A 13,936-nucleotide genomic window follows, 5' to 3' on the forward strand; every position below is an offset into this window, starting at 1 on the left:
TTTTTTTTCGCCTGCCTTCTTCCAGGCAGGGGGCCAGCTACCTTTGGCTGCGAAAGGTCTTCAGTTCGCTGACAAGGCGCTCAAACTCGGCCACCATCTCAGGCGAGGCTGCATAAAACACCGCGAACTTGCCCATCAGCGTGCGCACATAGAGGCGCGGCGCGATCAGCCATTCGAGCCCGCGCACGCGGATCAGCTTGCCGTAGGCCAGCTCGCGCAGCTCCATGTGCTTGTCCCAGACCCAGCTCTGGTGCAGGCCCTGCTCATCAAGGCGCGTCACGCTGCGCAGGATGTGCCACCAGGTGTAGCCCACCAGCAGCAGGCCCGCGATAAACCAGCCGCCGGCAGCCGATGCGCCCGAGGCCCTGCCGGCCAGCCAGGCCTGCGCAAAGGCCGCGGCCAGGGCCAGCACGATAACGGTCGCCAGGATCTTGAAGGTCACGGAAAACGCCTTCCCGGAGATGCTTCCGCCTGTAGGCGTGAACTTGAAGGGCGGTGGGCCGAAGTAGGTATTGGATGCGGGCGTGGGGTCCATGGCGGGCTCGTGGGGTGATGCGAAGGATAGGGCCGTCATGGCGAAGGCGCAATAAAAACGCCCCTCACGAAAGGGGCGTTGCACAGGCCTGGAAGACGGCGGGCGTTTACTTGGTCTTGAACAGCTCGTCGACCTTTTTCTGTTCGTCTTCGGAGCTGGGCTCGGCCGGCGGCGCCAGCGGATCGCTGCCTGCCGCGCCGCTGGCCGCGCCCGCGGGCGGGGTGGCGCTGTCGTCGACCGGCACTTCGATCTTGACCTTGTCCAGGTCTATCACCTCGGGCTTGTCGAGGAAGACAGTCACCGTCTGCGGCACGAAGATCACGATCGCCACCAGCAGCAGCTGCATCGCCACCCAGGGAATCGCGCCCAGGTAGATGTCGTTGGACTTGATGGGTTTGGGGATGCGCCCTTCCTTGAACAGCGTGTCGGCGATGCCGCGCAGGTAGAACAGCGCGAAGCCGAAAGGCGGGTGCATGAAGCTGGTCTGCATGTTCACGCACAGCAGCACACCGAACCAGATCAGGTCAATGCCCAGCTTGTCGGCGACCGGGCCCAGCATGGGCAGGATGATGAAGGCGATCTCGAAGAAGTCGAGGAAGAAGGCCAGGAAGAAGATGAACAGGTTGACGGCGATCAGGAAGCCGATCTGGCCGCCGGGCAGGCCGCTGAGCATGTGCTCGACCCACTTGGCGCCGTCCACGCCCTGGAACACCATCGAGAAGACGCGCGCGCCTATCAGGATGAACACCACCATGGCCGTCAGGCGCATGGTGCCTATCATGGCTTCCCAGATCAGCGCCGGGGTCAGGCGTTTGTGCATGGCGGCCAGCACCAGCGCGCCCACCACACCCATGGCGCCGGCTTCGGTCGGCGTGGCGATGGCCTTGTCGATACCGGGCAGGCCGCCCATGGAGCCCAGCACCGCGAAGATCAGGATGGCCGAGGGGATGATGCCGCGCAGGCATTTGGCCCACAGCGCCCAGCCGTTGAGCGTGCGCGCGGTTTTGGGAACGCCGGGCACATGGTCGGGCTTGAACACGCCGAGCGCGAAGGTGTAGCCCGCGAAGATCAGCACCTGCAGGATGGAGGGGCCCCAGGCGCCCTTGTACATGTCGCCCACCGAGCGGCCCAGCTGGTCGGCCATGACGATCAGCACCAGCGAAGGCGGCACCAGCTGCGTGATGGTGCCCGAGGCCGCCAGCACGCCGGTGGCGTAGCGCATGTTGTAGCCGTAGCGGATCATCACGGGCAGCGAGATCAGCGCCATGGCGATCACCTGGCCGGCCACCGTGCCGGTGATGGCGCCCAGGATGAAGCCGACGATGATGACCGAGTAGCCCAGGCCGCCCTTGGCGGGGCCGAACAGCTGGCCCATGGAGTCCAGCATGTCCTCGGCCAGGCCGCATTTCTCAAGGATGGCGCCCATGAAGGTGAAGAAGGGAATCGCCAGCAGCAGCTCGTTCGACAGGATGCCGAACATATTGAGCGGCAGGTTGGACATGAAGCTGGCCGGGAACCAGCCCATCTCGATGGCCAGAAAGCCCGAACCGAGCCCGAGGGCGGCCAGCGAGAAGGCGACGGGGAAGCCGATCAGCATGATCAGCACGAGGCCCGCGAACATGATCGGGGCGAAGTTTTCCATTTGCATGGCGTAGTCCTGAAAGTATTTTTATGGGAGCGGGTGATGCAAACGGATCACTGGACCGGCTTCTCGTAGTGCGTGTCCATCTCGAACTTGCCCTGGAGGTAGCAGATGCGCTTGATGATTTCCGACAGGCCCTGCACGAACATCAGGCCAAAGCCCAGCGGCAGCAGCAGCATCGCGGGCCAGCGGATCAGGCCGCCCGCGTTGCCCGAGACTTCCCCGGAGCGGTACATGCTCATGAACAGAGGCCAGCTCAGGTAGGCCATCAGGCCCATCACCGGCAGCAGGAAGAAGACCAGGCCGAAGATGTCCACATAGACCGGCCCGTTGCCCTTGAGCTTGCCGTAGATGATGTCGACCCGCACATGCTCGTTGAGCTTGAGCACCACGGGCGCGCCCAGCATCACGGTGCCGGCGAACAGATACCACTGGATTTCCAGCCAGCCGTTGGAGCTGATGTCCAGGCCGTAGCGTACAAAGGCATTGCCGGCCGAGATCAGGGCGGCCAGCAGCACCGTCCAGGCGGCGATCTTGCCCAGCCGCGTGGTCAGCCAGTCATAGGCCAGTGCGAGTTTGAGGAGTGCGGACACGGGGGATGTCTCCGATCAGTTTTTTTGAATGAGAAAGTACCCACCGGGTACGCCGAGGCATGAATGGTACGACGGATGCCCGCCGCCGCACTGAATAAAGACTGACAAAAAATTTCCGGGTTTACCCTAGGGGTATTGCGCCTGTGGCAGGCCCCCTGCCTCTTTTTTCAGCGAACGGTCATTCCTTTACCTGCGGCGACTTCCCCAATCACCGCCGCATCCCCAAACCCCTGCTCCCGGAAAATCCCCAGCACCTCGTCCGCGCTGTCCGCGCTGCAGGACACCAGCAGCCCGCCCGAGGTCTGCGGGTCGCTCAGCAAGGCCTTGTCGACTTCGGTGAAGCCGGCCGGCAAACTCACTTCGGTCCCATAGCTGGCCCAGTTGCGGCCTGAGGCGCCCGTCACGCAGCCTTGTGCCGCGAGTTCTCGTGCCCCGGGGATCAGGGGCACGCGCTGCCAGTCGATGCGAAGCTGCAAGCCGGCGCCGCGCGCCAGTTCCAGGCCGTGGCCGGCCAGGCCGAAGCCGGTGATGTCGGTCAGCGCGTGCACGCCTTCCATGCGCGCCAGGGCGATGCCGGGTTTGTTGAGCTGTGTGGTGAGCGCCACCATGCGGGCATAACCCTGGGCATCGAGTTTTTCTTTTTTCAGCGCCGCCGAGAGTATGCCCACGCCCAGCGGCTTGCCCAGCACCAGCACGTCGCCGGCGCGCGCGCCGGAATTTTTCTTGACGCGCGAGGGATGCACCAGGCCCATCACCACCAGGCCGTAGATAGGCTCCACCGAATCGATGGTGTGGCCGCCCGCGATCGGGATGCCCGCATCGCGGCAGGCGTCCTGGCCGCCGCGCAGGATGGCGCCTATGGTTTCCAGCGGCAGCACGTTGACGGGCATGCCCACCAGCCCCAGCGCCATGATGGGCGTTCCGCCCATGGCGTAGACGTCGCTGATCGCATTGGTCGCGGCGATGCGCCCGAAGTCGTAGGGGTCGTCCACGATGGGCATGAAGAAGTCGGTGGTGGCGATCAGCGCCTGCTCGTCGTTGAGCTGGTACACGGCCGCGTCGTCGGCGGTCTCTATGCCCACCAGCAGTTGCGGCGGAATGTTCAGGCCCGGCAGGTTGCCCGAATTTTTCAGGATCTCGCTGAGCACGCCGGGCGCGATCTTGCAGCCGCAGCCGCCGCCGTGCGAGAGGCTGGTGAGCCGGGGTGCGGCGGAGGGCTTGGGCGTGTCGGGCTGGGTCATGGTGCGGCTTTCAAATCGAGGGTAGCGTGGCGCGTGCATCGCGTGCGCATGCACGGCGCCAGTGCATCAAGTTTATGGCAAGCCCCCGGCGCCGTCGTTTCATCCACGGCCCATCACGGGCCTGCGCGCAAGGGAAATTTTCACACGCGCTTTTGTAATTGCCTGTAATCGCTTTGGCCATGGGCCTTCCCTAGAGTAGCAGCACTGAAACGCAAAGGCCCGCGGGCCCCGAGCAGACAAGCCACCAAGGGAAGCGCCATGGATATCAAACTGCGATTCGTCAACAAGTCCAACGACGGCAACAAGTCCGAGGTGGTGATCTACCAGAAGAACGTGCTGAGCACCATGGCCTCGCTGTCCGTGGCCTGGAAGGTGATCCGATATTGCGGGCGCGACTGCACCCACCCTTTCATCTACCCCGACGGCTACGAGGTATCGATCACCGACGAGAACGCCAACTTCACGCCGCGCCTGAAAGCCAAAAACGGCCAGATGCTGAGCCTGGTCCAGACCCCCGCCGGCAACCGGCGCTTGTTGTACACCGGGCCGGCCGGCGCGTCGACCGAGCTGGACGTGCTCAACGACATGAGCCAGGGCGCGGTCGATGTCTGCATCTTCAAGGACGGCCGCCTGATGGGCGTGAAGACCTCGGTCTCTCCCGGACAGAAGGCGGTTTTCCAGTACCAGCCGGCGCTGTGGATAGGCGTGACCTCCGAGGTCATCCAGGGCCAGCCCATCAACTCCGCCGTGATGTCGGACATCAACACCGAGCTTTCGCTGATCGGCATCGCCAGCGCCGACATCGTGATGACGGGCGGCGGTCCGGGCGAGGGCGCGACAGCCTACGAATTCAATCTCGAAAACATCGTTCAGGCCTGAGGGAAAAAGCCGGGACTGGACACGCTGGGTTCGCCGCCGGGGCAGCAGGGCAACGATGGCAAACGGGCAACGCAGGGTGCGCTGCCATCTTTTTAATCAACAGGAGTAAACCATGGATATTGCGCTGAATTTCATCAACAACTCGAATGACGCGAACAACTCGGAGATCGTGATTTTCCAGAAGAACGTCGCGACCAACTTCGACGAGCTCGCGGTGGCCTGGCAGGTCATCCGCTACTGCGGCCAGGGTGACAACCATCCCTTCACCTTCCCCATGACCATGCAGGTCGGCGCCAGCGACAGCTACGGCAACTACACGCCGCAGCTCGATGCGCAGAACGGCCAGCTGTTCCAGATGGCGCTGACGACCTCGGGCGACCGCCTGGTGCCCGCGGGCAGCGGCACCAGCTCCAAGGAAGTGCAGGTGCTCAACAGCCTGCCCATGGGCGCCATCAATGCCAGCATCTACAAGGCCGGCAAGCTGCTGGCGATCAAGACCTCGATCGCGCCGCAGCAAAAAGCGGTGTTCGAGTTCAAGCCCACCATCTGGATCGGCGTGGCCTCGCAAATCGTTCAAGGCCAGGTCATGGACTCGGCGATCATCTCCAACATCAACACCGAGCTGTCCCTGCTGGGCATCGCCAGCGCCGACATCGTCATGACCGGTGGCGGCCCGGGCGCCAGTTCGACGCCTTTCGCCTTCAACCTCGAAAACATCGTGATGTGCTAAACCCGCCTCGCCGGCGCCCGGCCCCAGCGCCGCGCGCCGGCGTTGCGGGCCGCATGCCCATCCCCCAGGAGCGCCCGAGTGAACGAAATGGTCAAAAGAAGCTGGTCGGCCATGGACGGCTGCCTGGTTTTCGATTTCACCATCAACCGTGAACCCGGCGACGATATCCCGTCCCTTGCCAATGTGTCCTGCAAGTCCGGCCCGGCCGACAGCCAGCTGGTCACCATCACGCGGCAGTGGCCGGCCAGGCCTTTTGAATTCAAGTTCCGGTCCGGCTGCTACGTCACGGGTTACCTGCAGCAGAGAACGCCGGTGCACATCGACGGTGTGACCAACACCGCCATCTTTGCCGACATCCACTACGGCATGAGGGGGCAAAACGACGACCATCATTTCGAGGGCATCATGGTGGCCTGTCCCGCACGCGGGCCGCTGCCGCCACCGGGACCGCCCTGGCCTCCGGGCCCGCCTTGGCCGCCGGCTCCGCCCATAGTGCCGGATCCCCCCATAGACCCGGTGGAGCCCCTGCCCATCGTCACCACCCATCCCGACGAGCTGTTCCCTTATGTTTATGTGCGGCGCTGGCCCAAGCTCAGCGCCGACGACCTGCTCTACGGTTTCGTCCGCTATGCCAGCGCCAGCCCGCCGTGGTGCGGTTTTTTCGGCGACCTGGTCAGCGCGCGCAACCAGCCCCAGGACGCGCGCGAGGCCGCGCAGAAGCTTGCCGTGGATTTCATCGACGGCAGTGCCTACCCGGGCGACTTCATCCGCGACATGGACAGCCTTGCGGGGCCCGTCAGCCGCTTCCCCGAACTTTTTAGGCGCCTGCCCCCACTGGAGGGCGCACCGGCGCTCTGGCTGGCCGGGGCCTGCGAGCAGGTCACGCGGCTGCTCTCGCGCTATGCGCTGGACTGGGCTTATTTTGATTCCGCCGCCTATGCCAGAACGCTGGACGGCGTCTGGCAGAGCTACTTTGCCCTGGTGATCACCCTGGGCTACGACACCGCGCTGCTGGACGAGTTCACCCGCGCGCTGCTGATGGCCCACCTGATCGAGGTGGCGCTGCAGCCCTTCGAAAGCCTGACCCAGGCCGGCGCTGCCGCCGGGGCTGCGGCCGCCCCAGCTGAGGGCAGTCCCGCGGCAGCGCCCATGGCCGCGGACCCGCCTTTTCTGGCCACGACGCAGATCCATGCGCTGCTGCATGCCACGCCGGTGCTGAGCGAGCAGGTGTTTCCGCTGCCCGCGGCGCAGGGCGCCGCCACGGCCTCGCCGCCGCCGGGGCTGCCGGGCTGGATAGAGCCCTATGCCATAGGCGAGTTGCAGATGGTGCGCCAGCGCCTGCTGCGCTACCAATGCGGCGAGATCGCGCGCATCGAAAACGTGATGCGCGGCGAGCGCCGCGAGGTCACCAACAAGCGGACGCATCGCCAGCTCGACGAGCTGCGCCAGAGCAGCGGCGAAAAGCAACTGCTGCAAAACGACGCCGCGGACGAACGCAGCAACCTGCAGGAAGAGGCGCGCAAAACCGTGGCCGGGGTGGTGGAAACCAATCAGTACAACAATTTCACCAGCAGCTACGGCCCGCCCACGCAGGCCACGCTGGACGGGTCGTGGAGCAAGACGGTGCAGCCGGGCGCCACGCCGGGGCTGGACGACACCACACGTTTTGCGCGCGACATCCTCAACAAGACCGTCAACCGCATCAGCCGCAGCGTGAGCCTGACGCGCGCCAGCAGCACCATGAGCCAGACCGAGGACTCGGTGGTCAGCCTGGTCGACAACACGGCCGGCACGCACAGCCTGCGCGGCGTCTACCGCTGGCTCAACAAGGTGTACGAGGCCTGCGTCGTCAACTACGGCCAGCGCCTCATGATGGAGTTCATGGTGTGCAAGCCCGCCGCCGCTTTCATCGCGGGCGAGCAGGCCCTGGCCGGGCAGGACTTCGTCAAGCCCTTGCCGCCGCTGCGGCTGCGCATCGCCACCTTCAAGGACATCCAGCCGGGCAACTACGCCGGCCTGGGCGCTTACTACGGCGTGCTGGACCTGGCGCCGCCGCCGCAGGCGCAGCGTTTTGCCTCGGCCACCCTGCGCGACGGCGAGGAAAAGCAGATCGCGGTTCCCGCCGGCTACTGCGCCACCAGGGCCTTTGTCGCTTACCTCAGCGCGCCCACCGGCCTGCCGGCGCCCGTGGTGCTGGTGGGGCGGCAGGCCATCACTCCGCCCGGCCCCCCGGACGGAACGGCGCTGTCCGGCGAGGACGACAGCGTGCCGGTGTCGGTGCTCGATTACCCGCCCGGCATTTCCCCGCCCAGCGACGCGCAGGTGCAGGTCAACGTCGAGATCCAGTGCGCGCCCTCGGAGCGCTGCATGGACGAGTGGCGCATCCGTGTTTACGCCGCTGTCATGCGCGCCTACCAGGAGCGGCTGGCCGCCTACCAGGTCCGCGTCGAGGGCGGCCCGCAAGGCCGCGCGGCCACGCGCTCGCCGCTGGCGAACCGGCAGATCGAGCAGCGCGAACTGAGGAATGCCTGCCTGCGCCTGCTGCTCGAACGCATGCTCACGCTGACCGGCATGAACGAGCGGGGTTTCGGGCAGTCGCCGCCCTCGGAGTTCGCGGTCTACGAGCCGCGCTACCTGCAGTTCTTCGACGAGGTGCTGGAGTGGAATGAAATGGTCTACAGCTTTTATGCCAGCCCCGGCCCAGCCGGCGGCTCCGGTGGTGGCGTGGAACTGGGCAGCCTGGCCGCCGACGATGACGCGCTGTTCGCGAGCTTTGTACAGGCCGACCAGGCGCGTGTGCTGCTGCCGGTGCAGCCCGCGCATGTGATGGCGTTTTTGTATTTCTATTCGTCCGGCATGTTGTGGGCCTCGGCTGACCGGCTGGCGCCGGCCAACCCGGTCGATGTCCCGCTGGTCAACGACCTCAAGCAGCCCGGGCCGGCGCGCCATCCGGTGCGGCCCATAGGCCCGTGCTGGGAAGTGCTGGTGCCCACGGCCATGCAGGTGCTGGACGAGACCTGTGCCGGCCTGGTACCCGGTGCGGCCATGGCGAGTTTGGGCAGGTCGGAGAGTCCGGGGAGTGCTGGCCCATGATGGCGCCCGGCATGAGCCTTCCCTTTTTTGTGCGCCCGGGCTTCGGCGAGCTGCCGGTCGGCTCCGTCACGGCCTTCGCCGGTTCCCTGGGCGTGCCCGACAGCGCCGATACGGCCAGTCCCGTGGCAGCGCAGGACTACGTCACCGACCCGCTGGAAGCCTGGGGCTGGATGTTCTGCGACGGCCGCTCCTTGCCCACCTATGACTATCCCGAGCTGTTCGCGGTGCTGGGTTATGTCTACGGCGGCAGCGGCAACCAGTTCCTGATTCCCGACTACCGCGGGTATTTCCTGCGCGGTGTCGGCACGGGCACCCAGAACGATCCCGATATCGGCACGCGCCAGGTGCCGCCCGGCGGCCAGGGGCAAAGCAGCGGCGTGGGATCGACCCAGTCCTTCGCGCTGCAAACCCATGCGCATGACTACAACAGCGCGCCCGCGCCGGCCACTTCCTCGTCCAGCGGCACGGCGGCCGGCGCGTCCAGCAGCACCTCCACGCCGACCACCGGGCCGGTGACCGAGCAGGGCCAGGCCGCGGTGCAGGTGAGCCTGTACGAAACGCGCCCGATCAACGTGTACGTCAACCACATCATCAAGTTCACCTACGGTCTGGCGCCGCTCATCCGATGACCCCCGAGCATTTTTAACAGGAGAAACAGCATGGCTTACAACAATGTCCGATTCATAGGCTACGTGCTCGACACGGCGCCCGGCTTGAATCCCGATGGCTCGAACAGCTACCTCGGGCTGGACAATCCGGAGCTTGACCTCGAGGCGCGCTGCTCGCTGATGTTCCGCGCCATGGACACCGCGTACGACGTGCTGCAGCAGTCCGCGTCGCCGCCCTCGTCGCCGCCCGTGCCCAGCGACACCCTCAATGTCTTCATGGCGCCCGAGTTCTTTTTCCGGGGCCCGAACGGCGCCTACGGGATGGAGGACGTGCAGCAGATCATCACCAGGCTGCAGGGCTACGCCGCCCTCGCGGACTGGGCCGACTGGATGTTCGCTTTCGGCACCATCCTGGGCGTGTCCTCGCCCACGCTCAAGACGCCGCCCTACGACATCGACCCGCTGGCCAACAAGGAGGTCTACAACTTCGCGCTGGTGCAACTGGGCGGCGTGGCGGCGCAGGGCGACGCGGGCGCGGTCGTGGTGATGAAGGAACTCATGTCGGGCGTGGACTTCCTCGCCACCGCGGCCGGCCCCAACAGCCTGCTGCTCGGTGAGGTCGACCACCTGGCGCCCTCGACCACGGGCGGCCCGGGACGCGAGCAGCAGGTGCTCAACTACGACGGCGCGGGCGTGTTCTCGCTGGCCGGCATCACCTGGGGGCTGGAGGTCTGCCTGGACCATCGTGATACCGTGCGCCGCCTGCAGAAGTCGCCGCAGCTGCCGGGCGAAAACCTGATCCAGTTGCAGCTCGTGCCTTCCTGCGGCATGGGCGTGCAGGTCCCCAGCGTGGTCACGCAGTTCGGCGGTTATGTGTTCAACTGCGACGGCTTCGGCGCCGCGCGCCATTCCACGCTGGCCGAGCAGGTGCCGCCGCTGACGGATGTGCCGATGTCGTCCAGCACGCCGGTCCCCGATACCGAGATTCCGCTGAACAACGGGACCACGGTGGACGTCAGCGACCTCTATCCCCACGGTCCCGGCGTGCTGAACTTCTACCCGGTGCGCGCCGTGCCGGCGCAGCAGACCGTTCCGGGAAAAACCGTGCGGCTGTTCTGGCAGGCCAGCGCCGACTACCAGTTCGTCTTCCTGCTGGTCTATGACGATACCGGCAACTATGTGACCATGGTTTGCGAGCCGCGCAGCAAGAAAACCAACTTCTACGGCAACAACTACTATTTGCCGCTGTCGCTGCAGACGCAGGATTCGCTCAAGCAGGGCGTGAGCATCCAGATGCGCCTGGCCGCCGGCAGCAGCCCCTATGCCGGCGCCGTCTGGTGCAAGATCAACGTGCCGGGCTTTGTCTTCGAGGGCAATGCCTTCGAGTTCAGCGCCAACATCTCGGGTCCGGCCCCCATGACGGTCTGGTAAGCGGCAAGGGAGACCGCCCATGCAACAAGCCAAGCTCCTGCAAGCCGGCCCGCCCGCGGACGACGCGCCGCGGGAACTCAGCGTATTCGTCCATCACCACGCTTTCCGGGTCCGTGCCAGTGCTGCGCGCGGGGACTTCTGGCGCCGCGTGGGCGAGGGCTGGTGGGAGCCCCAGACCTTCGAGGTGTTCCGGCGTTTCCTGCGGCCCGACAAGTCCTACATCGACATGGGCGCCTGGATAGGGCCCACGGTGCTTTACGGCGCCATGTTTTCGCGCCGCGCCCATGCCCTGGAGCCGGACCCGGTGGCTTTTGCCGAACTGGCGGCCAATGTCGAGGCGAATCCCGCGCTGCGGCCCAAAATCAGGCTCTACCCCTACGGTATCAGCCCCGAAAGCGGGCCGCTGCGGCTTTACGCGGGAGGGCTTTATTTCGGCGAACAAAGCCGCTTCGGCGACAGCATGTCGGGCATGCTGGCCGCGCCGGGTGCCGTCGGCCAGCCCTGCCGCGAAGTCCATGGCCTGGACCTGGAGAGCTTCCTGGCGCTCAATGGCATAGACGACTGCAACTTCATCAAAATGGACATCGAGGGCGGCGAATACACGCTGATCCCCGGCCTGTGGCGGCGCCTGCCGCAGCTGGGCCTGCCCACGCTGTATGTTTCTTTTCACGCCCCCGAACCGGCGCGCCGCGAGGCGCTGATCCGCGCCTGCGCGGAGGAGTTGCTGCTGTGCTATCCGCGCTTTTACCGCTCGGTGAATGCCCAGGCCGTGGCGCTGGAGCAATTGCTGGACGCGGTCTGCGACTGGGGCGACGAAACGCCGGGCAGCCCCTGGCGCACGCTGGAGGCGCTGCTGGGCGCGGGCCTGCTGGCAAGCCGCGAGGAGTGGTAGATGCCGGCCGCGCCAGAGCGCCAGATCCTGATCGGCGTGTATGTGGCCGCGCATGCCGATGCGCTGGCGGCCACGCTGGCCAGCCTGTTCGAAAACACACCCATGCCTTTCGGCCTGCGGCTGCTGCCGGACCCGGCCGACGAGGCCGAGGCCGTCGCGCTGCAGGCGCGCTTTGAGGCCCTGCCGGGCCTGGAGCAGCTGCGCGGGCCCGTGCATGAAGGCGCGGCCGAATGCTTTAACCGGCTGGTGGGCGTGCCGGCCGACATCTATGTCTTCCTGGAAAACGGCGCGCGGGTCACGCCGGGATGGCTGGAACTGCTGCTGGCCGCGCTGGACGCGGATCCCAGCCACGGCCTGGCCGGCCCCTCGACCAACCGCTGCTGGAACGAGCAGGCCGTGGCGCCGGCTTGCGGCGAGGCGCAGGACGCCCTGTGGAACCAGGCCGATGCGCTGGCGGCCAGGTTCGGCCATGCCTGCGTCACGCTGGAGCCGCTGCACAGCCTGTCCGACTTTTGTTATGTGGTGAGGAACGAGGTGGTGGCCGCCATAGGCGCGGCCGACACGGCCTATGCCCAGGGCCCGTGCTGGGAGATGGACTACAACATACGCGCCGCGCGGTCCGGCTTTCGCGGGGTCTGGGCCCAGGGCGCTTTTGTGCACAGGGCGCCGCCTTGCCCGCGGCGATCCCGGCTGGAGGACAGCCTGCTGGACACCAGCAAGCGGCTGTACCAGGACCGCTTTTGCGCCTGGCGCGGCGAGGCCCAACACCCGCCCGCGCCTTACCATGCGCATTGCGCCGGCGAGCAGTGCCGCTACTTCGCCATGCCCGAGCGCATGCGCATCTTTGTGCCGCCGGCCGCGGCCCTGGCCCCGCCGCAACAGGTGCCGGAGCCGCTTGCCGAGGCGCCGCTGCTCAGCTGCATCATGCCTACACGCGCCCGGCCCGCCTTCGTCGAACAATCGATACGCTATTTCCAGCGCCAGGATTACCCGGCGCTGGAGCTCATCATCGTTTACGAGGAGGGCAGCGACCTGCCCGCCGGCATCAGCGACGCGCGCATACGCTGCGTGCGCATGGCCCCCGGGGCCAGCATAGGCGCCAAACGCAACGAGGCGGTGCGCCTGGCCCGGGGCGAGCTGGTCGCGCACTGGGACGACGATGACTGGTACGGCGAGCAGCGCCTGAGCCGCCAGGCCGCGCCCATCCTGCACAACATCGCCGACATCACGGGGCTGAACGACATGCTGTTCATGGCGCGGGCGCAGGCCGAGTTCTGGGCGCCCAGCCGTGCGCTGTTTCGCCGCATGTTCGTGGAAAACGTCAGCGGCGGCTCCCTGCTGTTCCGGCGCAGCCTGTGGGAAATCCACGGCCGCTATCCCGCCACCTCGCTGCGCGAGGATGCCGACTTCCTGCTCAAGGTCCTGGCCGGCGGTGCGCGCCTGTGCCGTGTGCCCGGGCGCGAGCTGCACATCTATGTGCGCCACGACAACAACACCTGGAAATTCAAGGAAGGCCATTACCTGCAGCAAAACGCCTGGGCGCGTGTGCCGCAGCCGCCCTGCCTGGAGCGCGACCGCGATTTTTATTTTCCACCGGCCGCCGCCGCGCCGGCACCCGCGGCGGCCGCATGGCCGCTGGTGTCCTGCATCATGCCCACCGCCGACCGGCGCGACTTCGTGCCGCAGGCCATCCGCAACTTCCTGGCGCAGGACTACGGCCCGCGCGAGCTCATCGTGCTGGACGACGGCCGCGACAGCGTGGCCGACCTGATCCCCTCGCACGAATCCATCCACTACATGCGGCTGGAGCGCAAGCTGAGCCTGGGCGCCAAACGCAACGTCGCCTGCGAGATGGCCCGCGGCGAGCTGATCGCGCACTGGGACGACGACGACTGGATGGCGCCGGGCTGGCTCAGCTCGCAGGTCAAGGCCTTGCTGGAGCAGGGGGCGGACATCTGCGGCCTGGACAGGGTGTTCTTTTATGCGCCCGAGGGCAGGCGCGCCTGGCAGTATGTCTACGACGGGCGCTCGCCCTGGGTCTACGGCGGGACCCTGTGCTACCGCCGGGAGTTCTGGCGCGATGCGCCCTTCGCAGACATCAATGTGGGCGAAGACAACGCCTTCGTCTGGGCCCCGCGGCACAAGCGCATCGCGGTCAATCCCGAGCAGCACCTCTATGTGGCCCGCGTGCACGCCCGCAACACCAGCCCCAAGGAGACCCTGAACCGGCGCTGGCGCGGCTACCCGGTCGAGCAGGTGGAGCGGCTGATGCTCTGAGGCCGCGCGGCCGGG

The 13,936-nt window shown here is 66.5% G+C and carries 11 protein-coding genes; 7 read left to right on the forward strand and 4 right to left on the reverse strand.

Annotation, left to right across the window (positions count from 1 at the left end; all coding sequences use genetic code 11):
- Positions 1-37 precede the first annotated feature (37 nt).
- The 4 genes from AC1D09_RS05100 to selD form a co-directional block, all read right to left on the reverse strand.
- Positions 38-535, reverse strand: a complete 498-nt coding sequence (locus AC1D09_RS05100) for a hypothetical protein (protein WP_477660714.1) — start codon at positions 533-535, stop codon at positions 38-40.
- Between the two features lie 106 nt (positions 536-641).
- Positions 642-2,183 (reverse strand): TRAP transporter large permease, encoded by a 1,542-nt coding sequence (locus AC1D09_RS05105; RefSeq protein WP_477660715.1) that lies wholly within the window; start codon positions 2,181-2,183, stop codon positions 642-644.
- A gap of 47 nt (positions 2,184-2,230) precedes the next feature.
- On the reverse strand, positions 2,231-2,770 hold the full coding sequence (locus AC1D09_RS05110) for a TRAP transporter small permease subunit (RefSeq protein ID WP_477660716.1): 540 nt from the start codon (positions 2,768-2,770) through the stop codon (positions 2,231-2,233).
- Between the two features lie 167 nt (positions 2,771-2,937).
- Positions 2,938-4,011 carry a selenide, water dikinase SelD gene (selD, locus tag AC1D09_RS05115; protein WP_477660717.1) on the reverse strand — a complete coding sequence of 358 codons (1,074 nt, stop codon included), beginning with the start codon at positions 4,009-4,011 and terminating at the stop codon, positions 2,938-2,940.
- A 258-nt stretch (positions 4,012-4,269) separates the two neighbouring features.
- Between selD and AC1D09_RS05120 the strand changes: the two genes are divergently transcribed.
- The 7 genes from AC1D09_RS05120 (at position 4,270) to AC1D09_RS05150 (ending at position 13,921) form a co-directional block, all read left to right on the forward strand.
- On the forward strand, positions 4,270-4,890 hold the full coding sequence (locus AC1D09_RS05120; RefSeq protein WP_477660718.1) for a hypothetical protein: 621 nt from the start codon (positions 4,270-4,272) through the stop codon (positions 4,888-4,890).
- 112 nt (positions 4,891-5,002) lie between these two features.
- Positions 5,003-5,620 carry a hypothetical protein gene (locus AC1D09_RS05125; protein WP_477660719.1) on the forward strand — a complete coding sequence of 206 codons (618 nt, stop codon included), beginning with the start codon at positions 5,003-5,005 and terminating at the stop codon, positions 5,618-5,620.
- Between the two features lie 87 nt (positions 5,621-5,707).
- On the forward strand, positions 5,708-8,713 hold the full coding sequence (locus tag AC1D09_RS05130) for a hypothetical protein (protein ID WP_477660906.1): 3,006 nt from the start codon (positions 5,708-5,710) through the stop codon (positions 8,711-8,713).
- Between the two features lie 11 nt (positions 8,714-8,724).
- Positions 8,725-9,342 (forward strand): tail fiber protein, encoded by a 618-nt coding sequence (locus AC1D09_RS05135; protein ID WP_477660720.1) that lies wholly within the window; start codon positions 8,725-8,727, stop codon positions 9,340-9,342.
- 30 nt (positions 9,343-9,372) lie between these two features.
- Complete coding sequence (locus AC1D09_RS05140) at positions 9,373-10,752, forward strand: hypothetical protein (RefSeq protein ID WP_477660721.1); 1,380 nt, start codon at positions 9,373-9,375, stop codon at positions 10,750-10,752.
- Positions 10,753-10,771: 19 nt separating this feature from the next.
- Positions 10,772-11,644, forward strand: coding sequence for an FkbM family methyltransferase (locus tag AC1D09_RS05145; RefSeq protein WP_477660722.1), 873 nt, complete (start codon positions 10,772-10,774; stop codon positions 11,642-11,644).
- Positions 11,645-13,921 carry a glycosyltransferase gene (locus tag AC1D09_RS05150; protein ID WP_477700963.1) on the forward strand — a complete coding sequence of 759 codons (2,277 nt, stop codon included), beginning with the start codon at positions 11,645-11,647 and terminating at the stop codon, positions 13,919-13,921.
- Positions 13,922-13,936: the final 15 nt, after the last annotated feature.

This window comes from Polaromonas sp. P1_A2 (assembly GCF_056406895.1).

Coding starts and splice junctions, on each gene's coding strand:
- AC1D09_RS05135 (WP_477660720.1), top strand. CDS start 8,725: ATGAGCCTTCCCTTTTTTGTGCGCCCGGGCTTCGGCGAGCTGCCGGTC.
- AC1D09_RS05100 (WP_477660714.1), bottom strand. CDS start 535: ATGGACCCCACGCCCGCATCCAATACCTACTTCGGCCCACCGCCCTTC.
- AC1D09_RS05140 (WP_477660721.1), top strand. CDS start 9,373: ATGGCTTACAACAATGTCCGATTCATAGGCTACGTGCTCGACACGGCG.
- AC1D09_RS05125 (WP_477660719.1), top strand. CDS start 5,003: ATGGATATTGCGCTGAATTTCATCAACAACTCGAATGACGCGAACAAC.
- AC1D09_RS05150 (WP_477700963.1), top strand. CDS start 11,645: ATGCCGGCCGCGCCAGAGCGCCAGATCCTGATCGGCGTGTATGTGGCC.
- AC1D09_RS05120 (WP_477660718.1), top strand. CDS start 4,270: ATGGATATCAAACTGCGATTCGTCAACAAGTCCAACGACGGCAACAAG.
- AC1D09_RS05105 (WP_477660715.1), bottom strand. CDS start 2,183: ATGCAAATGGAAAACTTCGCCCCGATCATGTTCGCGGGCCTCGTGCTG.
- AC1D09_RS05145 (WP_477660722.1), top strand. CDS start 10,772: ATGCAACAAGCCAAGCTCCTGCAAGCCGGCCCGCCCGCGGACGACGCG.
- AC1D09_RS05130 (WP_477660906.1), top strand. CDS start 5,708: ATGGTCAAAAGAAGCTGGTCGGCCATGGACGGCTGCCTGGTTTTCGAT.
- selD (WP_477660717.1), bottom strand. CDS start 4,011: ATGACCCAGCCCGACACGCCCAAGCCCTCCGCCGCACCCCGGCTCACC.